The following is a 21,865-nucleotide window of genomic DNA, read 5'->3' as shown; positions in this document are numbered from 1 at the left end:
CATAAAATATAAAATCGCTAATACAATATACCTAAATCCGTTCTTTGCAAGGGAGGGAGAGAAGGTGGGGCGCACAATTAGAATTGATATTACAAATAAAGTTGTAGCCAAATTTAGGCAAGATTATTTGGAATTATATACGAGTAAGTTTATGATAGGTAAGTTTTATGTCTATACTGAAGATAAACAATATGTGTTAGAAGACGGATATATATATGAAGATGGAAAGTTTTATCGCATCATAGATACGCACCGTGGCAATAAACAAGCGGCGGAGGGCTGCGATCTAGGATGGTGTTAACATGATTCGTGTGAAAGTGTTTGATGAAAGTCATGAAAAAGACTTAGAAGACGCTGTAAATGTATTTTTGAAAAAAATTGATGATGGAAATTTTGTAGATATAAAGTATCAAGTTGGTGTTTCAATTAACGATGATGAAAATCAAATTTATTGTTTTTCAGCGATGATTGTTTATAAAACATAAAAAAGAGCTGGGGAGCCAGCTCTTTTTTATGCTTTACGTTGGGACAACATGTGTCGGTAAAATACTCATAATAGATTGTGTTGCGCCGATTTTCTTTTCCGTTAAAAGAACTTTTCCTGCTTCGTGCTCCTGAGCATCAGTGCACATACCGAGGTGATAACGATCACCTAAAAATGGATCAATATAAAAACCGTTTTTGAAAACTTTATCATTCGGGTGTTTTTCATGGTGAATTTCAGAACAGTTAATGCAATAGAACATAGCTTTCATCTCCTTTTTATTTTGTTTAAAAAAGTGGGGAGGTAGTCATTTCGCTCCTAAGGAAATGTTGAGGAGAAGAGAAATAACTACCTACCCAAATGGCGGGCATACTCCTTCTGATTTTTACATATCTCGCGTATTGTCCCCGAGGGGAGGAGGAGAGGCGAAGTACAGATGAGATAAGTTAGGCGCTTCTCTCAATAGGAGTGATAGAGTTTCATATTGAGGGAATTTTCTATTTTTCATTGCCTTTGTGAGTATATTATGAAGGAATGGTGAGAGGGTGTTTGTCCTGTTGAAAAAATGTTGAGAATTTCTCAACAGTGAAAAAGAGTCTTTCTTGACATGAAACCAAAAGGTGTTATATTGTTAATGTGAAACTAAAAGGTGTTATATTTTAATGCCGAATAAAGGAGAAATAAAATGGAACAACAAAATACATTAAATGATATTAAACAAACAATCGTTTTTAACGCGCCTATTCAAAAAGTATGGAATGTAGTATCGACTGCAGAAGGAATTGCGTCATGGTTTATGCCAAATGATTTCGACTTGGCGGTAGGACATGAGTTTCATGTGCAATCACCTTTCGGACCATCACCATGTAAAGTGTTAGAGATTGATGAGCCGAATTATTTATCTTTCTCATGGGACACAGATGGCTGGGTTGTTTCATTTAATTTGAAAGACCTAGGAGATAATAAAACAGAATTTACGTTAATTCACGGCGGCTGGAAACATCCTGATGAAATCCTTCCGAAAGCGAATGCGAAGAGCTCTATTATTCGCGATAGAATGAATGGTGGCTGGATAGCGATTGTAAATGAAAAACTGAAAAAGGTTGTCGAAGGTTAAGTGTCCTCGTCAGCAGCGAAATATGATGTATTTCAAGCAATTGCTGATCCAACCCGCCGAGAAGTGTTACGGTTATTAAGTGATAAAGAGTTACCAATTTCAAAAATAACGGATCATTTTCCGATGAGCCGTACTGCAGTTGTAAAGCACCTTCATATTCTTTCAGAAGCGAATTTAGTGAGTGGAAGAAAGAGTGGAAGAGAGAAGATATATCGTTTGCACCCAGAACCATTAGAGGAATTACAGCAGTGGCTCTCGTACTATGAACGATTTTGGGATAATAAATTGTCCGTGCTTAAACATATTGTGGAGAATGAAGAGTAGATTTTATGCAAAAAGGATGACCAAAATGGTCATCCTTTTTTATTGTTCACTTGTTTGTTTAGCTGGCTTTAATAGGATCCAAGCGATAATTAATGTGAATACCGCTAATACGAAAGTGCTCATATAAATGACGTGTACACTTGATGCTAATGCGGATTGTGACTCGGTTGCTACGTTTGCTGTAGCCCCTCCATGTCCGCCAGAAGAAACAAGATCAAGGTTTTTAATGCCACGTGCATGAATCATCGTATTGAAGATCGTTCCGAAGATTGCAGCACCTAGTGTTTGACTAAATGTATTAATAAATGTATTTAAACCAACTGCCGTTCCGCGCGTATGGGCCGGTACAGCTGCTTGAATTGTTACCATGTAAATTGGTGTAACAAGCCCCATTCCTAAGCCGAATAATCCGACTGCAACATAAATAAGGAATGATGGTGAATCTGTTGATAATGTAAATAATAAGAAAGTAGCAACTGATAAAATGCTAGCTCCAAGTAAAATAATTTGTTTCGTTTGTAACTTGCCAACTAAGTTACCGGAGAACATCGCACCGAATGTCCACATAACAGGAATCGGCATTAAAATGAGTCCAGCCTCTGTCGCATTTTTTCCTAAAACACCTTGGCTCCAAATTGGAAGATACACTGTAATACTAATAATCATTGCGCCAGCAATAAGTGTTAGTATGTTTATTGTAGATAATGTACGGTTAGAGAAAAGTGCTAGCGGAATTAATGGTTCCGGAGACTTTTTCTCGATGTATAAGAAAATAATGAATGAAACAGCGGCAAAGATTAATAGGCCGATAATTGAAATGTCTCCCCAGTTTTGCTTACTGCTACCTGTTAATAATGCGTATAGTAAAGCAATTGTACTTAATGAGAAAACTGTCGCACCAAGATAGTCGATATGTTGCTTAGCGGCGGACTTAACAGATTCCTTATAAGAAGTGGCAAACATTAAGCAAGCGATAATTCCAAAAGGAACGTTTAAGAAGAAAATATAGCGCCAAGAAAGAGAATCAACTAAAAATCCACCTACTAACGGCCCAATAACACCAGATACACCCCAAACTGCACTCATCCAGCCTTGTGCTTTCGCGCGGTCTTTCGCTTCGCTATATAGGTCTCCAATAATCGTCATTGTGATCGGCATAACAGCACCAGCCCCTATACCTTGAAGAGCACGGAAGAAGATTAATTGTTCCATTGATGTAACGACTCCGCAAAGTGCAGAACCGATTAAGAAGATTGTTGCTCCGATGAGCAGAACTTTTTTACGGCCGAATAAATCAGCTAGCTTTCCGTATATTGGAGTCGAAACAGCTGTTGCAAGCATATAGATTGCATATACCCAACTAACAAGTTCGACACCTGACAAATCACTCGTTATACGAGGGATCGCTGTACTAACAATCGTTCCTTCTACAGCAGAAAGAAACGTCATTAGCATTAAAGACATCATGACTTTTTTTCTCATTTGTTTTCCCCTTACCCTTTTTCGAATATTCAACAATATAAAATATAAAGGTACTAAGGTATATAAAGCAACAAAAAAGCAATGGGAAGTTAGGAGGAAGGGATATTTTTGAAGAAACGGTCGATATATTTAAAGTATCGCCAATATAATTTCGTGTACTGCTTTGCTATTTCAACATACTAAAAAAAGAAACAGGAGTCCCTGTTTCTTTTTTTAGTATTGCATTTTCGCATTTTGTCCTGCTGTTGTTCCGGCAATTCGGCCAGTAACAAGGGCAGATGTAATGTTATAGCCGCCAGTATAACCGTGAATATCAAGAACTTCTCCGCAGAAGTATAAACCATTCGTGAATTTCGAAGCCATTTCTTTCGGGTTAATTTCTTTAACGGATACCCCTCCGCCAGTAACGAATGCTTTTTCAATTGACTGCGTACCATTTACATGGACGGTAAATTCTTTAAAGTCTTTCACAAGTGCGCGAATCTTCTCATGAGAAACTTGTCCAGCTTGTTCGCTACCGTCAATTTCATTTTTTTCTAATAAGAATAGGAAGTAACGTTCAGGAACATAGCCTTTTAAAACGTTTTTAATTCCTTTTTTCGGATCTTCTTTCATTTGTTTCAGCATGCGCTGGAACAGTTGCTCACTATTTTCTTCTGGCAATGCATCGATACTCATGTGCACTGTGTTCGTTTTAAACTTTTTCATCGCTTTCACAACGAATTGGCTACAGCGAAGAGCAGCAGGACCAGATAGGCCGAAGTGAGTGAAAAGCATGTCCATTTTATGAGAAATGATAACTTTTCCTTTTGGGTTTAATACACTTAAGTTTACATCTCGTAAAGCAAGACCTTGTAATGTGCGGTCACGAATAAACGGTTCGTTTGAAAGAATTGGTACTTCTGTTGGGAAAAGTTCTGTAATTGTATGCCCAGCTTTTTCAGCCCAAGCGTATCCGTCTCCAGTAGAACCAGTTTGAGGAACAGATTTTCCGCCAACAGCGATAACGACGTGATTCGTTTCTAACACTTCACCTGTTTGCAGAATAACAGCCTTCGTTTGACCGTTTTCATACTCAATCGTTTCGACAGGCGTATTCGTACGTATTTTCACACCTAAGTCTTTTAATCGTGTTAACAGTGCATCTACAACAGATTGCGCTTTATTTGATACTGGGAACATGCGGCCATGATCCTCTTCTTTCAGTTGTACACCGAGATTTTCGAAGAATGTAATAATATCTTCATTACTGAAAATAGAAAAAGCACTGTATAAGAAGCGACCATTTCCAGGTATATGTTTAACGATTTCATCAAGTGGTAGACGGTTTGTTACGTTACAACGACCACCACCAGAAATCGCAAGTTTACGTCCTAGTTTATTTCCTTTATCAAGAAGTAAGACGCTTGCGCCTTCTTCAGCAGCACCGATTGCAGCCATTAGCCCTGAAGGACCGCCGCCGATGACAATAACATCATAATGCATAATATATCGACCTCATTTTCTACATTTCCTGCCTAAAAGAATAGCATGTTTTCCCTTAAAAGAAAAATAGAGTGAAGTACTGCTTAAGAGGAGAATTGTGGTACAATACAAAAGTTAGAGTTCAGCATTATCCTGCTATTTATGGGCAATAAGACTACTATCTTAAGATTTATGAGAAGTAAAGAGGGAGTTAAAAAGGTCCGTAAATGCTCGAATGATTAGTAGGAGGGGGGTCTCCCACTAATTATAGTTTCACTTTATCCCGCATTAACGGGCAGTAAAACTCCCACCTCAAAATTCGGCTAGAGCAAAGAAGTTAGGTGGGAGATAAACTGCCCGTAAAAGCCCGATTAGTTCAACTAATTATAGTTTCACTTTATGTAGATGTAGGAGGATTTTTGTATGTCCGATTCAAAATTTCTGCGCGGAACGCTTATTGTTACGTTAGGGACATTTTTAGTAAAGTTCTTAGGCATGATTTACGTTTTTCCGTTTCATGCATTAGTAGGCACAGAAGGCGGAACGCTCTATACATATGGATACATTCCATATACGATATTTTTAAGTATCGCAACGGCAGGAGTGCCGCTTGCTGTTTCTAAGTTTGTTTCCAAATATAATGCCCTTGGAGATTATAAAACGAGCCGGAGAATGTTCCGCTCGGGAATGGTTATGATGATAGTAACAGGAGTTCTTTCCTTCTTAGTACTGTACATGACCGCACCATTATTTGCAGAAGCAATGCTTGGTAAACAAAGTTTACAAAATAAGATAGAAGAAGTTACGACGATTATTCGCCTCGTAAGTTTTGCGCTTATTGTTGTGCCGGCAGCAAGTTTGATTCGTGGTTATTTCCAAGGCCACCAATCGATGGGACCGACTACGGTTTCACAAATTATTGAGCAAATTATTCGTATCGTCTTTTTATTAGCGGGTAGTTTCATCGTTATTAAAGTACTTGGTGGTACAGTAGCAACGGCAGTTGGGGTTGCGACATTCGCTGCGTTCGTTTCAGCAGTTGGAGCACTTGGCGTATTAATTTGGTACTGGTTAAAACGTAAAAAATATTTGGATCAATATTTAATTGAGCAAACTGTACCAGAATCGACGGTAAGTACCGCTCAATTGTTTAAAGAGTTGTTTGCATATGCAATCCCTTACGTTGTAATTGGATTAACAATTCCATTATATCAACAAATTGATACATTGACATTTAACTCTATTATGCAGGCGATTGGTCAAGGAGATATCGCAGAGCGAGCACTCGGTATTTTCACGATGTGGACGCATAAATTAATTATGATTCCAGTATCACTTGCAACAGCGTTTAGTTTAACGCTCGTGCCAGCGATTACAAAGTCGTTTACTGAAAAGCAATACCGTTATTTGAAATTACAAATTACACAAACATTCCAGGCGAATATGTTTTTAACATTGCCAGCAGTTGTCGGTATTTCTACACTTGCATATCCGATTTACACTGCTTTCTACGATTCAGACCCACTAGGTGGACAAGTATTAATGTGGTATGCGCCAGTTGCATTGTTATTCGCTTTATTCACAGTAACAGCAGCAATTCTGCAAGGGATTAACCAGCAGAAACATGCGATTGTTGCGCTTGTGATGGGTGTTATTTTGAAATTTGCATGTAACGTAATCTTTATTCGTTATTTCGGTACAGTTGGGGCGATTTTGGCTACTGCAGTCGGCTTCTTAGCTTCCGTATGGTATACGAATAGACAAATTAAAAAACACGCACACTATTCATTTGGTGTTGTATATAAGAGAACATTCCAAATTGCAGTCTTAACACTTGTAATGGTTATTGCTGTAAAACTATCACAATGGCTTCTATCCTTCATGATTTCGCCTGATGGCCGTATTGGTGCTCTTATTACAGTTGCGATTTGTGCAGGTATTGGTGGTCTTGTTTACGGATTGGTGGCGATTCGCACAGGAGTACTAGAAAGAGTATTTGGCGGAGAAGCTTTAGAGAAAATCCAGCGTAAACTTGGTAGTAGATTCAAAATAAAGTTGAAATCAAAAGGGGCGTAAATACGTCCCCTTTTCTATGATAAATAAAGAAGGTGAAGAACATGAGATTAGATAAATTATTAGCGAATATGGGACACGGAAGTAGAAAAGAAGTAAAGAAATTACTGAAAGACGGCGTTGTGAAGATTGATGGAACGCCAGTGAAAGATGCGAAGTTTCATGTGAATGTAGAAGAGCAAGAGGTTATGATTCACGGTGAAGTTGTGGAATATAAAGAGTTTGTTTATTTAATGATGCATAAACCACAAGGTGTTATTTCAGCGACAGAAGATGATAACCACGAAACAGTAATAGATTTATTAGAATTAGAAGATGCGATTTTCGATCCATTCCCTGTTGGAAGGCTCGATATTGATACAGAAGGTTTCTTATTAATCACAAATGATGGGAAGTTAACGCATCAACTATTATCTCCGAAAAAGCATGTGCCGAAAAAATATTATGCACACATTTCAGGCGTTGTAACGGAAGAGGATGTAATAGAATTCGCTAAAGGTGTTATTTTAGAAGATGGCTATGAAACGAAGCCAGGCGAACTTACAATTTTAAAAAGTGATGATATTTCTGAGATTGAACTCGTTATTACAGAAGGAAAATTCCATCAAGTGAAGCGTATGTTTGAAGCGGTAGGGAAAAAAGTAGTTTATTTAAAGAGAACAGAGATGGGACCTTTAATGTTAGATGAAGAGTTAGAACTTGGGCAATATCGTGAATTAACAGATGAAGAAGTAGAAATGTTAAAGACGTATCAAGTAGATAACGAAAAGTAACGCCAATTTCAGAGCATAGAAAAGACCCCTTTCTAATGAGTTAGAAAGGGGTATGTATTTATTTACATACAATTATTTTTTATTATGAGGTCATTCTCACTTTCTTTCCTGTCGTTGTCCACTTGCCGCGGCAAGGGCTATACACGAGTTCATTAAACTGCAACACATTTAGATCACGTTGTATTGTTCGCGGTGTGATCCCGAACTCATCTACAAGGTCTTTCGTTGTTACCGTACCGTTTTCATTGATGTACATATAAATCGATTTAATGCGTGTTAGCATACGAGTAGTTGTAGGTTTCAAGAGAAAACCGCTCCTCTACTAGTTTTTTTGACCCCATTCAGGAAAGAAGGTCGTTACTACCATTGTACTCTACATGATAAAATTCATGCTTTAACTTACTTAAATTTTACAAAAGTTTAACAAATATTCATATAGAAAAATATTGGTAGTTGACATTGTATGTCTGGTCAGTCAACTAACTCATAAATTTCTACGTAAAACGCCAAATTCCTGCAAATTTTTTTTAAAAAATAAAAGAAAAACTAATAAGAAATATCTGAAATATTACAATTGTCCGTTATTAGGTTTTCATGTATGGCATAAGAGATTTTCGTTTGCTATGATGAAAGAGACAATATAGTGAAGGATGGATGCGTGATGTCGACGATTAATTGGACAGAAGAAGTTACAAAACGAAAAGATGATTTAATTCGTGATACACAAAAATTTTTACAAATTAAAAGTGTATGGGAAGAAGAATCTGCGAAAGAGGGCGCACCATTTGGTGAAGGTGTAGAAAAAGCCTTATCTTTCATGTTACATAAAGGAGAAGCAGAAGGTTTCTGTTCTAAAAATTTAGAAGGATATGCAGGTCATCTTGAAATGGGACAAGGAGAAGAATTAGTAGGTATTCTTTGTCACGTTGATGTTGTACCAGAAGGAGATGGCTGGACAACTCCTGCGTATAGTGCGGATATTCGCGACGGGAAGATTTTTGCACGCGGTGCAATTGATGATAAAGGGCCGACGATGGCAGCTTATTATGCGATGAAAATCGTTAAAGAATTGGGCTTACCTCTTTCAAAACGTGTTCGTATGATTTTAGGAACAGATGAGGAAAGTAATTGGAAGTGTGTAGATCATTATTTTAAAAATGAAGAAATGCCAACAATCGGTTTTGCGCCGGATGCAGATTTTCCGATTATTAATGCGGAAAAAGGAATTTCTGACATACAAGTTGTGCAAAGTGGTGGCGAAGAGAAAGAAGGCACATTTAAGCTTATTTCATTTGAGTCAGGTCGTCGTTTAAATATGGTTCCTGATTTTGCAGAAGCAGTTATTACAGGAGAAGATGTAAATACACTTACAGTAGCATATGAAGAGTATTTACAAACTGCTAAAAAAATAGGTAAAGCAATTGTAGAAGGAAAGACGGTGACGTTGCAAATCAAAGGGATTTCAGCTCACGGATCTACTCCGGAAAAGGGAGAAAATGCAGGTTTATTATTGGTAAACTTCTTAACGAAAGTTTCTCTTGATGGAAAAGGGGCTTCATTTGCCTCGTTTGTAACAGAAACATTTACAGGTGATATTATGGGAGAAAAAGCTGGTATTTCTTATAAAGACGATATTAGCGGGCCGTTAACAGTGAATGTTGGTCGCCTGTCTTACTCGCAAGAAAACGGTGGTAATTTAGGATTAAATGTACGCTATCCAGTTACAACTAACTTTGAAGAAACGATTGCAAAGTTAAAAGAATATGTTGGTACTCATGGATTTGAAGTAGCGGATTATTCTAACTCTCGCCCGCATCACGTTGACAAAGATCATATGTTAATTCGTACTTTACAACGTGTATATGAAGAACAAACTGGTGAAAAAGCTGAATTGTTAGCAATTGGCGGTGGTACTTATGCTCGTTCATTGAAAGCTGGCGTTGCATTTGGCCCGTTATTCCCAGGAAAAGAAGAACTTGCGCATCAAAAAGACGAGTACATTGAAATTGAAGATTTATTAAAAGCGACAGCGATTTACGCTCAAGCAATTCATGAATTAGCGAAATAAAAGATATTTAAATAATGACCGCTCTCTACTTTAGAGGGCGGATTCTTTTTAGCTGAATGAGATAAGGAAGAAAAGCAACAATAACATAAAGGAGACGATGTAGATGGTGCCGCATTATTTTGTCGCAGTAACTTTACCACGTCATATAAAAGAAATTCTTTCTAATTATAAAGAGGAAATGAAGGATGAATTACCATTTCGCTCGTGGGTACATGAAGAAGACTATCATATTACCCTTTCATTTTTAGGAAGTGCGACAGAGGAACAGTTAGAAGGAATAAAGAATGGATTACAAACACTTACAGAAAAAACGGAATTATCGTTCACGTTACAAGGACTTTCTACATTCGGACAGGTGGACCAGCCGCGTATATTTTGGGCGGGGATAAGTGATAATCAAGATTTGTTTACTTTACAAAAGCAAGTGCATACAATTTGTGAAGAAAATGGCTTCTCTCTAGATACACGTCCTTATCATCCACATATTACTGTTGCGCGTAAATGGGTAGGAGAAAAAGTGTTTGATCTGACAAATGTAAAAGAGTTACCTGTAACATCATTTCAAGCAGATACGATTACTTTGTATGAATCTCACGTTAAGGAAACACCGAAGTATAAATCGATTACTGAAATAAAACTACAAAAATAGAATGTATGAAAACGTTTTTTATACAGGTGAATATACTATAGGGAATAATGTGTTACTGTATAGAGCTTCGCTGATAAGAAAACCCTTATCATTTGCAGCTCGTTTCATTTTAACTTTAAGAATGATGGTGATTTTTTATGTTGAAAGTAAAACGTCCATTTGATGCCTATTTAGATGAAATGAATAAAATTACAATTTTGCTCCCGCATGCGTATGGAACAAGCCGGACATTTCGTTTACAAGAAGGAAGCAATGTGAAAGAGTTACCGATTGTTCATACTATTGCTCTTCCAGATGCAACGAAGTATGAATGTTTTATAGAAGAGCCGATAGATGTGGGGAAGTATTATACAGTACGGGATGAACGGAATGAAGAAACAGATTTACAAATAGGCGCTGTGATTCGAACAGTAGTTTTCGATGAAAAATATTATTACGAAGGTACCGACTTAGGTGCTGTGTATACAAAAGAAGAAACAATATTTAAAGTATGGGCTCCGACTGCAAGGCTTGCGAAAGTACGGATTTATAAAAGTGATAAAGAATATATTGATTATGAAATGTACAGAGAAGAAAACGGAGTGTGGATTCATACATTACAAGGTGATCATGATGGAGCACGATATACATTCCTTGTTTGTATTAATTTAATATGGAACGAAGCGGTTGACCCTTATGCAAAGTCTGCGACGATAAATGGAAAATACGGCGTCGTTATCGATTTGGAAAAAACGAATGTGACAAAACGAGTAGAATTATCACCATTACAGTCAATGACAGATGCCATATTGTATGAACTGCATATTCGTGACGCTACTATTCACCCAAACAGTGGGGTGAATAAGAAAGGAACATATAAAGGGCTAATGGAAGAGGAGACAGTAGGGCGAAATGGGACATTAACAGGATTGTCTCATATAAAAGATTTAGGCGTTACACATGTTGAACTATTACCTTTACATTGTTTTGGTGGTATAGATGAAGTGAATCCTGCTTCCGCATATAATTGGGGCTACAATCCGTTATATTACAATATACCAACAGGATTTTATGTTACAAACCTTTCTGATCCATATAACAGGATAGTAGAGTGTAAACAACTAATTGAAACGTTTCATGATCACGGTATTCGAGTGATTATAGATGTTGTATATAATCATGTTTATGAAAGAGAATTATCATCATTTGAGAAGCTTGTCCCGGGATATTATTTTCGTCATGGGGAAGACGGTATGCCTTCTAATGGGACGGGAGTTGGAAATGATATAGCATCTGAACGGAAAATGATGAGGAAATTTATTATAGAATCTGTTTTATATTGGCTTACTGAATACAATGTTGATGGATTCCGATTTGATTTAATGGGAATTTTAGATGTTGAAACGATGAATGAATTACAAAAAGAAGTACGAAAAATAAAGCAGGATGCGCTGTTATTAGGTGAAGGATGGGATTTGCAAACACCGCTTCCTCTTGAAGAGAAAGCGACGTTAAATAATGCGAATAAAATGCCATGTATCGCACAGTTTAATGATCAATTTCGTGATGGAATAAAAGGAAGTACTTTTAATATAAATAAACGTGGCTTTGCATTTGGTGGGCATGTAGACTGTAATCATTTGCAGTATATAGTAGCTGGTAGCCTTTTAAGTATGAAAGAAACAGGATTGTTCCTAGAGCCAGTACAAAGCATCAACTATGTAGAATGTCATGACAATATGACGATGTGGGATAAACTAGTGCAAAGTAATCCAGAATCAGAAGAAATTTTGAAAAGGCGTCATCGTTTAGCAACTGCAATGGTTATTCTTTCACAAGGGATTCCTTTCTTACATGCGGGGCAAGAGTTTTATCGTACGAAGCAAGGGAACGAAAATAGCTATAATGCAAATGATGAAATTAATCAATTAGATTGGGATCAAAAAGAGAAAGAGATGGAGACCGTTAACTATATAAAAGGGTTAATTGCGATTCGCAAAGGGCACGGGGCATTCCGATTACAAAATGTAGACCTTATAAAAAAGCATATGACTTTTTTGCAAACATCTACAGAAGTACTGGCATACCACCTAGAGCATGTAGAATTAATTGGACCGTGGAAAGAGATTGTAGTTTTATTTAATAGCGGTTTGGAAGCTAAAACGGTGCAGCTTCCAAAAGAAGAAACGTGGCATGTGTTAGTAAACGAAAAGCAAGCGAAAATAGAGCCAATTTCTTCATTTAGAGGAAAGGAACTTCAATTGGCTCCAATTAGCACGTATATATTGACGATAATGTGACAAATCGCTACTTGACGATGAGAATGTAATAAATGTAGAATTGACAAAGGTGACGATTTTCATAAGTTGTCATTCTATGATTGATTTTGTAAAATAAACTAGAAGAACAGGTGATTTATCCTGTTTTCGGCTTATGCCAAGTTTTTTCATTCAAATACAGTAAAATATATGAATCCACAACATGTGTAGAAATGTTGCGGTTTTTCTTTTCATAACTATAAAAGATAAGGATTTGTTAACGGGTAATGAATATGGAATGGTTGGAACAATTATTAGGAAAAGAGTGGAGTCTTATACCGGCTGGTGGAGTAACGGGCGATGCATATATTGCGCAAAACGGACAACAAAAGTTATTTTTAAAGCGGAATACATCGCCCTTTTTAGCGGTATTGTCAGCAGAAGGAATTGTTCCAAAATTACTTTGGACAAGAAGGGTAACGAACGGTGATGTAATTTCTGCTCAAAAATGGCTTCCGGGACAGCAGTTAGAGCCAGAGGATATGAAACTAGAACGTGTTGCGAAACTTTTGAAGAAAATACACTCCTCTAAAGCGCTTGTGCAGATGATTCAAAGGCTAGGAAAGCAGCCGCTTCATGCGCAAGAGTTATTACAACAATTACAGCTCGTTTTAAGAGGAGATATAAGAGTTGATAAAACAATTCAGCAAGGTCTTCAATATTTAACGGAGTCATTAAAAGATATTGAGTACAATGAATTCGTTGTATGCCATTGTGATGTAAACCATAACAATTGGATATTGTCGGACGAAGATGAATTGTTTTTAATTGATTGGGATGGGGCTGTTATTGCTGACCCAGCTTTAGATCTTGGTATGTTATTATATTGGTATGTTCCGCGCCATGAATGGAGTGAGTGGCTCGGATATTATGAGATTGAACTAGATGAACCATTGCTTAGGCGTATGAGATGGTATGTGATAGCACAAACGATTTTATCTATGCAATGGCACACAACAAAAAAGCAGCAAGCAGAAGCTAAATATTGGCATCAATATTTACAGCAACTACTTGCTTCAGAATAATACTTAAGAAAAATTGTCCATTCCAGCAATCCACTGAGTAAGTTGTTCTTGATTATTGGAAATATGGTTGTCCAAATTAGAGGAAGATTTACCCGATTGACTATAAGAATATACATCGTTTAGCATTACTTTAGTGTCACTACTTATACTATCGTTTGCGAGTAACGATTGAATGAGTCGCTCTAATTGCTCGCATTCAGAAACTGTCCCGCAGCAATCACTTTGATGGTTGATTAAAATATCTTTTAACACTTCTAATTGATGCTGTTGATTAATTGGCATGAACGGATCATCCTTTCGAGTGTTTTTCTCTCCCTAGAAATGTAAGAGAAAAAGCTGTTTCGTCATGGAATGTTTAATGCTTTATGTAGTTTTTATCAAAATGGTACATCTTATACTTGAAAGAAACGGACCGAGTGCTCGTACGTACTTGGTTTTTTGTTTGATAGATTGATTAAAACAGAAAGAAGGAATTTTTCCTTTAAAATAGTTTTGTAAAGAGAGGGAGACATCTATGCGTTTAAGACATAAGCCTTATGCAATGGATCGAATTAATGAGTATTCACATATCGTAATTGGAAACCCAGAGGAGAGCGCTGGTAACTGGAAAGAAATATTTGGAAATGAACAGCCAATTCATATTGAAGTAGGTACAGGACGTGGCCGCTTCATGTATGATATGGCAAAAGCAAATCCGCATATTAACTATATTGGAATTGAAAAATTCACAAGTGTTGTTGTAGATGCACTTGATAAATTAATTGAAGAAGAAGTACCGAACTTAAAGTTAATTAATAAAGATGCTGAAGATTTAACAGTTTTCTTTGCAAAAGGTGAAATTGACCGCGTTTATTTAAACTTCTCAGATCCATGGCCGAAGAATCGTCATACGAAGCGTCGTTTAACGTATAAAACATTTTTACGCAATTATGAGGAAGTGTTAGTAGATGGCGGAGAAATTCATTTCAAAACTGATAACCAAGGCCTATTTGAATACTCTCTTATGAGTATGGCTGAGTATGGTATGTTATTAACTTACCTTAGCCTAGATCTTCATAATAGTGATTATGAAGGAAACATTATGACAGAATACGAAGAGAAATTTTCTAGTAAAGGTCATCGTATTTATCGAGTTGAAGCAAAATATCGTACGGAGCCTATGCAGTAATGCATAGGTTTTTTATATGAAAAATAATCGGAATATTATGTTAAAATTAAATGAAAAAGGGGGATGGGATATGGAACAGTTACAAATTGGAAATATAAAAGTGACGTGGCTAAAAGGTGGGAATACACATTTAGATGGAGGCGCGATGTTTGGAGTTGTGCCAAAAGTACTTTGGTCACGAAAATATAAACATAATGATACAAATCATATTTATTTACGAACAGATCCGTTACTCTTACAAACGAAAGAAGGAAACATGCTTATTGATTCAGGGATAGGGAATGGTAAATTGAATGAGAAAATGAAGCGGAATCAAGGTGTAACAGAAGAATCATCAGTTAAGGAATCTTTAGAAAAATTGGGACTGCATAATGAAGATATTCATTACGTCTTAATGACGCATCTTCATTTTGACCATGCATCTGGTTTAACAAAATGGGAGGGAAATCGCCTTGTTCCGGCGTTTCCGAACGCAACGATTTATGTAAGTGAGACTGAATGGAATGAAATGAAAAATCCGAATGTTAGATCGCGTAATACATATTGGAAGGGAAATTGGGAGCCAATCGTTGATAAGATTGTTACGTTCAGGCAAGAAATAGAAATTACGGATGAAATAAAGATGGTGTATACGGGTGGTCATAGCGATGGACATGCTGTTGTCGTCCTTGAAAGTCAGGGTGAAACGATGCTTCATTTAGCGGACATTTTACCGACGCATGCACATCAAAATGTATTATGGGTAATGGCATACGATGACTATCCAATGACATCGATTGAACATAAACAAAAGTGGATGAAGTACGGCGCTGAAAACGATGCTTGGTTTACGTTTTATCATGACGCGTATTACCGTGCAGTAAAGTGGAATGAGGAAGGGCATATAGTGGAGAAGATAGAGAGAAAAACAAATATAGAAGCTTAATATTAATAAGAGGAAGGTGTCCAAAAATATTTATTGGAACAATCTCCACTTATTATGTATTGCTGTTATTATCAGCTTTTGTTGGTAATTCTAAAAAAAAAGAGGTTCACCTAATGGGAAACCTCTTTTTATGCTGCTATAACCTCTAAAACAGTACCTGTTTTAGCATCAACTAAAAATTCAAATCGTTCTTGTATTTCATCTAACATCGTTGTAAGACCGCCGCGATAAACTTCGTACGCGACATCATATTTTTCAAATGCCTCTGGAACCATATGTACCCAAGAGCCAGTAATTTCACCTTTATGACTTAATGCTTGTTTCACCATTTTCAATGCTTTTTCTGAAGAAATATGGGATTGTTCTTGTACTTTGTTTGCAACGAAATAACCAGCTGCGAACCCAACGCCAAGACCTGTGACTAAACCTTTCCAGCTCATATATTCACCTCAATTCTGTAAAATAAAAATAGTGTACCAATAATAATTATAATGCAAATGCAACTAAAAAAGAAGAAACTAGAAACATTTCGAAAATTTCGTTACAATAAAAGAGGTATTCTACTAAGGTTTGAAAGAAGGGGACTTCGTGAATAAAGAGACATTACAATTATTTCGTACGTTAACAGAATTACAAGGTGCATCAGGTTTTGAACATGATGTGCGCAGTTTTATGAAGCAAGAATTAAGCAAATATGCTGATGAGATTGTGCAAGACGGTTTAGGTAGCGTATTTGGCCTGAAAAAAGGGGACGAAACTGGCCCGCGCGTTCTTGTAGCAGGTCATATGGATGAAGTAGGTTTCATGGTTACGCAAATTACGAAAAATGGGATGCTTCGTTTTCAAACGTTAGGTGGCTGGTGGAGCCAAGTGCTATTAGCTCAGCGTGTACAAGTTATGACGAAGAATGGTCCTGTTATTGGGGTTGTTGGTTCCATTCCTCCTCATTTATTAAGTGATGCGCAACGTGCAAAACCGATGGATATAAAAAATATGTTAATTGATATAGGTGCAGATAGTTATGAAGATGCGATTGAAATTGGCATAAAGCCAGGGCAACAAATCGTTCCAATCTGCCCATTCACACCAATGGCAAATGAAAAGAAAATTATGGCGAAAGCTTGGGACAACCGCTATGGATGTGGCCTTGCTATCGAATTGCTAAAGGAATTAAAAGATGAAACATTACCAAACACATTATACTCTGGTGCGACTGTACAAGAAGAAGTAGGTCTTCGCGGAGCACAAACTGCTGCAAATAGGATTCAACCAGATATTTTCTATGCGCTTGATGCGAGTCCAGCAAATGATGCATCTGGTGATAAGACGCAGTTCGGTCAATTAGGAAAAGGCGCTCTTCTTCGTATTTATGACCGTACAATGGTAACACATAGAGGAATGCGCGAATTCATTTTAGATACAGCAGAAACACATAACATTCCGTACCAATACTTTATTTCACAAGGTGGTACAGATGCGGGCCGTGTGCATACAAGTAATTCTGGTATCCCATCAGCAGTAATTGGTGTTTGTGCACGCTACATTCATACACATGCTTCTATTTTACATGTTGATGATTATGCGGCAGCGAAGGAATTAATTACGAAGCTTGTGAGAGCGACGGACAAAACGACGTTAGAGACAATTAAGAATAACGCGTAAAGAGGAAGGGTGAAAAACCCTTCTTTTTTTAGGTTGAATAGATGACCCAGCGATGAATGGGAGTGGTCAGTGCTTAGTTGGTGTTCGAGCGATGTATTAAGACCGCGGGTAGGAAGAGAGAGGAAGGCTGTTTTTGGAAAACCTTTTCTTTTTTTAGGTGGAAGAGAGGGCCTAGCGATGAGTGGTAGAGGTTAGTGCTTAATCGGTGCTCACTCCGAATAGATAGTGAGAGTATGATCTATTTTAACGTTTGAGTCCCGAAGTTGTGAAAGTGAAAAGTTTGAATGTAGAAGGAATATGAGTATGAATTTATATAGAGGTGAATGAAATGAAGGTAGTAGTTGGATCGAAGAATAAGACGAAGGTTGGGGCTGTGGAGAAGGTTTGGGAAGATGCTGAAATTACATCTCTTTCTGTTCCATCAGGAGTAGCAAATCAGCCTTTTTCAGATGAAGAGACGATGCAAGGAGCAGTAAATAGAGCGAAGAGAGCATTGCAGGAAGGTGCAGCTCATATCGGCATTGGGCTAGAAGGCGGCGTTATGAAAACGGAGCATGGGTTATTTATGTGTAACTGGGGTGCTTTAGCGACGATTGAAGGTAAAACATTTGTTGCGGGCGGGGCGCGTATTAAGTTACCAGACGATTTTTTAGCACCGCTTGAAGAAGGAAAAGAGCTAAGTGAAGTGATGGAAGAGTTTGTAGAGCGAAAAGATATTCGTAGTCACGAAGGTGCTATCGGTATTTTTACAGATGATTATGTCGACCGAACGGAATTATTTGTACACGTTGTTAAGTTACTTGTTGGGCAATATAAGTATGATGAAAAGCAAGCATAAACCTTGCACCATGCGCGATGTATGGTAGTATAAAGAAAAGATTATAGTGTGAAAAAGTGCACTCGTTAGAGGAGGAAATATAGATGAAATCATTAGAAAGCATGGAACAATTCCAAGAATTAAAAAATGAAGAGAATGTAGTCTTCATGTTCTCAGCAGAATGGTGCCCAGATTGCCGTTTCGTTGATCCATTTATGCCAGAAGTAGAAGAGAAGTATAGTGATTTCTCATTTTACTATGTAGATCGTGATGAATTTATTGATTTATGCGTGAAAGTAGACGTATTTGGCATTCCAAGCTTTGTAGCGTACAATAAAGGTGAAGAAACTGGACGCTATGTAAATAAAGATCGTAAAACACAAGAGCAAATCGAAGAGTTTATTGAAGGTTTAAAATAAGACAATTAGCCAATTGAATTGTAAAAACAACCTCTACCTTCGCGGGGGAGGTTATTTTTTTGGAAGGGAGGAAAAAGAGATGAAAATGACAAGTAAAAAGATGAAAGACGAGTTAATGAAGAAATTATCTCGACCAGAATGGGACTTTCATTATGATAGCGAGAAAGAAGTTCTTCGTATTGAACAAACAGACTCGAAAAAAGGTATTAACGTATCACTTCCAGGAGTAGTTGCAAAATGGGAAGTGAACAAAGAAAAAGCAATTGAAGAGGTCGCTTATTACGTACAAGAAGCGCTAATTGCAATGCATAAAGAAGAAAATAGCACGGCGAAAATTTTACCTGTTATTCGCTCTACTTCTTTCCCGAAACAATCAGAAGAAGGAAATCCGTTTATTATGACGGACCATACGGCGGAAACACGTATTTACTATGCACTAGATTCTAATAAAACGTATCGATTAATTGATGAGCGCTTATTGCAAAAATTAGAGCTTACAGAGGAACAAGTACGTGAAATGGCATTATTTAATGCTCGCTCATTAGGCTATGAATTTAAGCAGGAGACAGTAGCAGGTAATACATTCTACTTTTTAAACACAAATGATGGATACGATGCGAGTCGTATTTTAAACGAATCGTTACTACACTCGATGCGTGAAAAGATCTCTGGTGATATGGTTGTTGCAGTTCCTCACCAAGATGTATTAATTATTGCTGATATCGTCAACGAAATCGGTTATGATATTATTGCACAAATGACAATGAAATTTTTTGCCGAAGGGCATGTTCCGATTACATCACTTTCATTCGTATATGAAGATGGAGACTTCGAACCAATCTTTATTTTAGCGAAGAATCGGAAGAAGACAGATGGAAAAGAGAAAGGATGAACGAAGTGAACGTTTTTTACAACCTTGAAGGAATTGATGACACTTTAATTGTTACCTTACAAGATATTACTTTAGAAAACCGTACATTTGACCGCAAAGGAGATGTTGCTCGCGTATACGATCGTGAAAGCAACGTAACAGCAGGATTCAACATCTTTAATGCATCTTCTTATGTAGAAGTAACAGACAACGGAAACGTTACATTAACGAAAGAGTTTGTTGAAAAAATTAACGGAATTTTAGCGAAGAATGGCTTTGAAGAAAAAGTAGAAGCTGATTTCACGCCGAAATTTGTTGTAGGCTATGTAGCTGAAAAAGAGAAGCATCCAAATGCTGATAAATTAAACATTTGTACAGTAGAAATCGGTACAGAAACATTACAAATCGTATGTGGTGCACCAAACGTTGATGCAGGACAAAAAGTTGTTGTTGCAAAAATCGGTGCTGTAATGCCAAGTGGTATGTTAATTAAACCAGCTGAACTTCGCGGTGTTCCTTCTTCTGGAATGATTTGCTCTGCACGTGAGTTAGAGCTTCCAGATGCTCCAGAAGAAAAAGGTATTCTTGTATTAGAAGATAGCTTTGAAGTTGGACAAGAATTTAAATTTTAATTGATGTTAGAAAAAGTAGTCTCGCATATGTGAGGCTATTTTTTTGTGCGAAATTCCTAGGATTGTAACGTTTCCTCTCAAAATCTATATTGTATTTCAAAAACGGATTAGGTAAAATTTAGAAAAAAGAAGGGGGTAGACGTATGAAGCAACAACCAAAAATTGCAGAACTTTTGAAACGAATTGAAACTTCAAAACAGCAAGATATCGAACTAGGTTCCTATGAAATATATGTGTTTAGCGAAAATGAATTAGAAAAAGGACAAATCGGTTATCGATATGATAAACATAAAAATTCATTAATAAGTGAAGAAAGTGGAAAATGGAAAGAGGAATGGATTGTTATCGGATATGAAACGGATATGGGGGATCCTGTTTTCGTAAATGTAGCTGATGATGCTTATCTAGTCTATACCGCAGAGCGTGGTACAGAAACGTGGCAACCCGTTCATATTGGAAATATGGATGAAATTATAAAACAATTATAAGAAAAACTTTGAGACCGGTGCAAAGTGATAGGAGAGAAAAATGAAGTATATAAAAATAATGAGCGCTATTGCAGTCATTGGAATATATATGGGAGGTTGTTCGCAAGAAGAGCCGAAAAAAGAAACAACCTCTTCTATACAAGAAAAAAACAAAGATAATAAGGAAGACGCACCGGTAGAAAAGCAGCAAGAAGAACAAGAAAAGAAAGAACAGCCGCAAGCAATTCAAACGAATGAGCAAGTGGAACATAAGCAGGAGGAAGTGCCGGCCGAGGAAAAGAAAGAGGAAACTACGCCGCTGCAGCCAACTGAGCAACCAGTACAAAATAATGAACAAAAAGTAGAGAGTAATGAAAAACAAGAAAAGTTTCTCGTCGTTATTGATCCAGGGCATCAACAAAAAGCGAATTTAAATTTAGAGGCAATTGGTCCAGGAGCAACTACGCAAAAATATAAAGTAACAGACGGAACAGCGGGAGTTGTAACGAAAAAGAGGGAATCAGTTCTTGTATTAGAGATGGCTTTTATATTGAAAGAAAAACTGGAAGCAAAAGGTATACAAGTATTGATGACGAGAACGTCACATGAGGTTGATATAAGTAATAAGGAACGAGCAACATTCGCGAATGATCATAAAGCGAATTTATTTTTGCGCCTTCACGCAGATGGTTCTGAAAATCCAAATCAAAGTGGATTTGCTGTATTGACACCGGCAGAAGGAAGTCCGTATACGAAAGAGATTTATGCTGAAAGTCTTCAAATCTCTCAAACGATAGTAAATAAAATGAGAGAGAATCATCAAGTGAAAGTAAATGGAATTAAATTTCGGGATGATCTTTCTGGATTTAATTGGTCAAAAGTTCCAGGAGTACTATTAGAACCTGTCTAAAATCTAGGGTATAATCTATGTAAAAAGGATGATTCCTATGATACACAATTATACAAGTAATATATCCCGTGAACAGTTTGAACTGATTCGAGAGGATTTAGAAAACGCACGGAAAAGGACGCGTCCCCGCAAAGTTGATTTGTACGAAGTATTCTGCGGCGTACTGTACCTGCTCACAACAGGCTGATATTACGTCAATAAAATAGACACAGAAAATTTAAATTATGCAGCCTCTGAT

Annotated in this window: 24 protein-coding genes and 2 pseudogenes; 20 read left to right on the top strand and 6 right to left on the bottom strand. The window is 37.2% G+C overall.

The genetic code is table 11. The features are described 5' to 3' along the window. The first annotated feature begins 64 nt into the window (after window positions 1–64). Together AB3X49_RS00735 and AB3X49_RS00730 are read left to right on the top strand one after the other, a co-directional pair. Entirely contained in the window at window positions 65–301 is a 237-nt protein-coding gene (locus tag AB3X49_RS00735) for a DUF2553 family protein (protein ID WP_002089059.1), read from the top strand. Window position 302: 1 nt separating this feature from the next. Beyond that, complete coding sequence (locus AB3X49_RS00730; protein WP_098542874.1) at window positions 303–485, top strand: sporulation protein Cse60; 183 nt, start codon at window positions 303–305, stop codon at window positions 483–485. 33 nt (window positions 486–518) lie between these two features. Here AB3X49_RS00730 and AB3X49_RS00725 read toward each other — a convergent pair whose 3' ends face one another. Then, the gene (locus AB3X49_RS00725) at window positions 519–746 is read right to left on the bottom strand and encodes a DUF3973 domain-containing protein (protein WP_088032246.1); all 228 of its coding nucleotides are present in this window, start codon (window positions 744–746) and stop codon (window positions 519–521) included. Window positions 747–1,169: 423 nt separating this feature from the next. Between AB3X49_RS00725 and AB3X49_RS00720 the strand changes: the two genes are divergently transcribed. Next, the gene (locus AB3X49_RS00720) at window positions 1,170–1,601 is read left to right on the top strand and encodes an SRPBCC family protein (RefSeq protein WP_367960139.1); all 432 of its coding nucleotides are present in this window, start codon (window positions 1,170–1,172) and stop codon (window positions 1,599–1,601) included. After that, window positions 1,602–1,925 carry an ArsR/SmtB family transcription factor gene (locus tag AB3X49_RS00715; RefSeq protein ID WP_002015665.1) on the top strand — a complete coding sequence of 108 codons (324 nt, stop codon included), beginning with the start codon at window positions 1,602–1,604 and terminating at the stop codon, window positions 1,923–1,925. 39 nt (window positions 1,926–1,964) lie between these two features. On the opposite strand, the gene AB3X49_RS00710 is transcribed toward AB3X49_RS00715, so the two are convergent. Both AB3X49_RS00710 and AB3X49_RS00705 read right to left on the bottom strand, forming a co-directional pair. Further along, a complete protein-coding gene (locus tag AB3X49_RS00710) occupies window positions 1,965–3,407 on the bottom strand; it encodes an MDR family MFS transporter (RefSeq protein WP_002112346.1) in 1,443 nt (480 codons plus the stop codon). Between the two features lie 213 nt (window positions 3,408–3,620). Further along, the gene (locus tag AB3X49_RS00705; protein WP_002034390.1) at window positions 3,621–4,892 is read right to left on the bottom strand and encodes a BaiN/RdsA family NAD(P)/FAD-dependent oxidoreductase; all 1,272 of its coding nucleotides are present in this window, start codon (window positions 4,890–4,892) and stop codon (window positions 3,621–3,623) included. A gap of 402 nt (window positions 4,893–5,294) precedes the next feature. On the opposite strand from AB3X49_RS00705, the gene AB3X49_RS00700 reads away from it, so the two are divergent. Together AB3X49_RS00700 and AB3X49_RS00695 are read left to right on the top strand one after the other, a co-directional pair. Beyond that, window positions 5,295–6,947 carry a putative polysaccharide biosynthesis protein gene (locus tag AB3X49_RS00700; RefSeq protein ID WP_044444004.1) on the top strand — a complete coding sequence of 551 codons (1,653 nt, stop codon included), beginning with the start codon at window positions 5,295–5,297 and terminating at the stop codon, window positions 6,945–6,947. A gap of 41 nt (window positions 6,948–6,988) precedes the next feature. Then, entirely contained in the window at window positions 6,989–7,717 is a 729-nt protein-coding gene (locus AB3X49_RS00695; protein ID WP_002034388.1) for a pseudouridine synthase, read from the top strand. 82 nt (window positions 7,718–7,799) lie between these two features. On the opposite strand, the gene AB3X49_RS00690 is transcribed toward AB3X49_RS00695, so the two are convergent. Continuing rightward, complete coding sequence (locus AB3X49_RS00690; protein WP_000805512.1) at window positions 7,800–8,021, bottom strand: DeoR family transcriptional regulator; 222 nt, start codon at window positions 8,019–8,021, stop codon at window positions 7,800–7,802. Between the two features lie 357 nt (window positions 8,022–8,378). Between AB3X49_RS00690 and pepV the strand changes: the two genes are divergently transcribed. The 4 genes from pepV to AB3X49_RS00670 all read left to right on the top strand — a co-directional run bounded on the left by pepV (window position 8,379) and on the right by AB3X49_RS00670 (window position 13,756). Beyond that, window positions 8,379–9,785: a dipeptidase PepV gene (gene pepV / locus AB3X49_RS00685; RefSeq protein ID WP_367960138.1), complete on the top strand. Its 1,407-nt coding sequence runs from the start codon at window positions 8,379–8,381 to the stop codon at window positions 9,783–9,785. 103 nt (window positions 9,786–9,888) lie between these two features. Further along, a complete protein-coding gene (gene thpR, locus AB3X49_RS00680; protein WP_002067707.1) occupies window positions 9,889–10,434 on the top strand; it encodes an RNA 2',3'-cyclic phosphodiesterase in 546 nt (181 codons plus the stop codon). 137 nt (window positions 10,435–10,571) lie between these two features. Continuing rightward, the gene (gene pulA, locus AB3X49_RS00675) at window positions 10,572–12,713 is read left to right on the top strand and encodes a type I pullulanase (RefSeq protein WP_367960137.1); all 2,142 of its coding nucleotides are present in this window, start codon (window positions 10,572–10,574) and stop codon (window positions 12,711–12,713) included. Window positions 12,714–12,958: 245 nt separating this feature from the next. Then, the gene (locus AB3X49_RS00670) at window positions 12,959–13,756 is read left to right on the top strand and encodes a phosphotransferase (RefSeq protein WP_367960136.1); all 798 of its coding nucleotides are present in this window, start codon (window positions 12,959–12,961) and stop codon (window positions 13,754–13,756) included. 3 nt (window positions 13,757–13,759) lie between these two features. Here the strand turns inward: AB3X49_RS00670 and AB3X49_RS00665 are convergent, their stop codons facing one another. Beyond that, a complete protein-coding gene (locus AB3X49_RS00665) occupies window positions 13,760–14,038 on the bottom strand; it encodes a YtzH-like family protein (RefSeq protein ID WP_002015625.1) in 279 nt (92 codons plus the stop codon). A gap of 232 nt (window positions 14,039–14,270) precedes the next feature. Between AB3X49_RS00665 and trmB the strand changes: the two genes are divergently transcribed. Together trmB and AB3X49_RS00655 are read left to right on the top strand one after the other, a co-directional pair. Further along, complete coding sequence (gene trmB, locus AB3X49_RS00660) at window positions 14,271–14,924, top strand: tRNA (guanosine(46)-N7)-methyltransferase TrmB (RefSeq protein WP_002138679.1); 654 nt, start codon at window positions 14,271–14,273, stop codon at window positions 14,922–14,924. A 70-nt stretch (window positions 14,925–14,994) separates the two neighbouring features. After that, a complete protein-coding gene (locus AB3X49_RS00655; protein WP_483298762.1) occupies window positions 14,995–15,849 on the top strand; it encodes a YtnP family quorum-quenching lactonase in 855 nt (284 codons plus the stop codon). A 128-nt stretch (window positions 15,850–15,977) separates the two neighbouring features. Here the strand turns inward: AB3X49_RS00655 and AB3X49_RS00650 are convergent, their stop codons facing one another. After that, a complete protein-coding gene (locus AB3X49_RS00650) occupies window positions 15,978–16,289 on the bottom strand; it encodes a PepSY domain-containing protein (protein WP_002015622.1) in 312 nt (103 codons plus the stop codon). A 148-nt stretch (window positions 16,290–16,437) separates the two neighbouring features. On the opposite strand from AB3X49_RS00650, the gene AB3X49_RS00645 reads away from it, so the two are divergent. The 8 genes and pseudogenes from AB3X49_RS00645 to AB3X49_RS00610 form a co-directional block, all read left to right on the top strand. Continuing rightward, window positions 16,438–17,511 carry a M42 family metallopeptidase gene (locus AB3X49_RS00645; RefSeq protein WP_367960135.1) on the top strand — a complete coding sequence of 358 codons (1,074 nt, stop codon included), beginning with the start codon at window positions 16,438–16,440 and terminating at the stop codon, window positions 17,509–17,511. A gap of 328 nt (window positions 17,512–17,839) precedes the next feature. Next, complete coding sequence (locus tag AB3X49_RS00640) at window positions 17,840–18,349, top strand: DUF84 family protein (protein WP_002089045.1); 510 nt, start codon at window positions 17,840–17,842, stop codon at window positions 18,347–18,349. Between the two features lie 83 nt (window positions 18,350–18,432). Further along, a complete protein-coding gene (locus tag AB3X49_RS00635) occupies window positions 18,433–18,747 on the top strand; it encodes a thioredoxin family protein (RefSeq protein ID WP_002015619.1) in 315 nt (104 codons plus the stop codon). Window positions 18,748–18,826: 79 nt separating this feature from the next. Continuing rightward, window positions 18,827–19,639, top strand: coding sequence for a DUF1444 domain-containing protein (locus tag AB3X49_RS00630; protein ID WP_002129459.1), 813 nt, complete (start codon window positions 18,827–18,829; stop codon window positions 19,637–19,639). Beyond that, window positions 19,636–20,250, top strand: coding sequence for a YtpR family tRNA-binding protein (ytpR, locus tag AB3X49_RS00625; protein ID WP_367960133.1), 615 nt, complete (start codon window positions 19,636–19,638; stop codon window positions 20,248–20,250). The genes AB3X49_RS00630 and ytpR overlap by 4 nt, the downstream gene beginning before the upstream one ends. Before the next feature lie 143 nt (window positions 20,251–20,393). Further along, the gene (locus AB3X49_RS00620) at window positions 20,394–20,738 is read left to right on the top strand and encodes a hypothetical protein (protein ID WP_002015616.1); all 345 of its coding nucleotides are present in this window, start codon (window positions 20,394–20,396) and stop codon (window positions 20,736–20,738) included. A gap of 40 nt (window positions 20,739–20,778) precedes the next feature. After that, window positions 20,779–21,618 (top strand): annotated as a pseudogene (locus AB3X49_RS00615) (N-acetylmuramoyl-L-alanine amidase); the annotation flags it as partial. A gap of 46 nt (window positions 21,619–21,664) precedes the next feature. Continuing rightward, window positions 21,665–21,811, top strand: a pseudogene (locus AB3X49_RS00610) (IS5/IS1182 family transposase); the annotation flags it as partial. Window positions 21,812–21,865 lie beyond the last annotated feature (54 nt).

It is taken from the genome of Bacillus sp. C30 (assembly GCF_040838255.1).
Classification (GTDB): Bacteria; Bacillota; Bacilli; order Bacillales; family Bacillaceae_G; genus Bacillus_A; species Bacillus_A mycoides.
This window is presented reverse-complemented; position numbering and strand designations above follow the sequence as displayed.

What these genes read in the sequence shown, in the direction of transcription:
- AB3X49_RS00630 (WP_002129459.1), top strand. Translation starts at nt 18,827, where the DNA reads ATGAAAATGACAAGTAAAAAGATGAAAGACGAGTTAATGAAGAAATTA.
- AB3X49_RS00700 (WP_044444004.1), top strand. Translation starts at nt 5,295, where the DNA reads ATGTCCGATTCAAAATTTCTGCGCGGAACGCTTATTGTTACGTTAGGG.
- pepV (WP_367960138.1), top strand. Translation starts at nt 8,379, where the DNA reads ATGTCGACGATTAATTGGACAGAAGAAGTTACAAAACGAAAAGATGAT.
- ytpR (WP_367960133.1), top strand. Translation starts at nt 19,636, where the DNA reads ATGAACGAAGTGAACGTTTTTTACAACCTTGAAGGAATTGATGACACT.
- AB3X49_RS00620 (WP_002015616.1), top strand. Translation starts at nt 20,394, where the DNA reads ATGAAGCAACAACCAAAAATTGCAGAACTTTTGAAACGAATTGAAACT.
- AB3X49_RS00670 (WP_367960136.1), top strand. Translation starts at nt 12,959, where the DNA reads ATGAATATGGAATGGTTGGAACAATTATTAGGAAAAGAGTGGAGTCTT.
- AB3X49_RS00650 (WP_002015622.1), bottom strand. Translation starts at nt 16,289, where the DNA reads ATGAGCTGGAAAGGTTTAGTCACAGGTCTTGGCGTTGGGTTCGCAGCT.
- AB3X49_RS00730 (WP_098542874.1), top strand. Translation starts at nt 303, where the DNA reads ATGATTCGTGTGAAAGTGTTTGATGAAAGTCATGAAAAAGACTTAGAA.
- AB3X49_RS00665 (WP_002015625.1), bottom strand. Translation starts at nt 14,038, where the DNA reads ATGCCAATTAATCAACAGCATCAATTAGAAGTGTTAAAAGATATTTTA.
- AB3X49_RS00655 (WP_483298762.1), top strand. Translation starts at nt 14,995, where the DNA reads ATGGAACAGTTACAAATTGGAAATATAAAAGTGACGTGGCTAAAAGGT.
- pulA (WP_367960137.1), top strand. Translation starts at nt 10,572, where the DNA reads ATGTTGAAAGTAAAACGTCCATTTGATGCCTATTTAGATGAAATGAAT.
- AB3X49_RS00705 (WP_002034390.1), bottom strand. Translation starts at nt 4,892, where the DNA reads ATGCATTATGATGTTATTGTCATCGGCGGCGGTCCTTCAGGGCTAATG.
- AB3X49_RS00635 (WP_002015619.1), top strand. Translation starts at nt 18,433, where the DNA reads ATGAAATCATTAGAAAGCATGGAACAATTCCAAGAATTAAAAAATGAA.
- AB3X49_RS00695 (WP_002034388.1), top strand. Translation starts at nt 6,989, where the DNA reads ATGAGATTAGATAAATTATTAGCGAATATGGGACACGGAAGTAGAAAA.
- trmB (WP_002138679.1), top strand. Translation starts at nt 14,271, where the DNA reads ATGCGTTTAAGACATAAGCCTTATGCAATGGATCGAATTAATGAGTAT.
- AB3X49_RS00710 (WP_002112346.1), bottom strand. Translation starts at nt 3,407, where the DNA reads ATGAGAAAAAAAGTCATGATGTCTTTAATGCTAATGACGTTTCTTTCT.
- AB3X49_RS00720 (WP_367960139.1), top strand. Translation starts at nt 1,170, where the DNA reads ATGGAACAACAAAATACATTAAATGATATTAAACAAACAATCGTTTTT.
- thpR (WP_002067707.1), top strand. Translation starts at nt 9,889, where the DNA reads ATGGTGCCGCATTATTTTGTCGCAGTAACTTTACCACGTCATATAAAA.
- AB3X49_RS00725 (WP_088032246.1), bottom strand. Translation starts at nt 746, where the DNA reads ATGTTCTATTGCATTAACTGTTCTGAAATTCACCATGAAAAACACCCG.
- AB3X49_RS00640 (WP_002089045.1), top strand. Translation starts at nt 17,840, where the DNA reads ATGAAGGTAGTAGTTGGATCGAAGAATAAGACGAAGGTTGGGGCTGTG.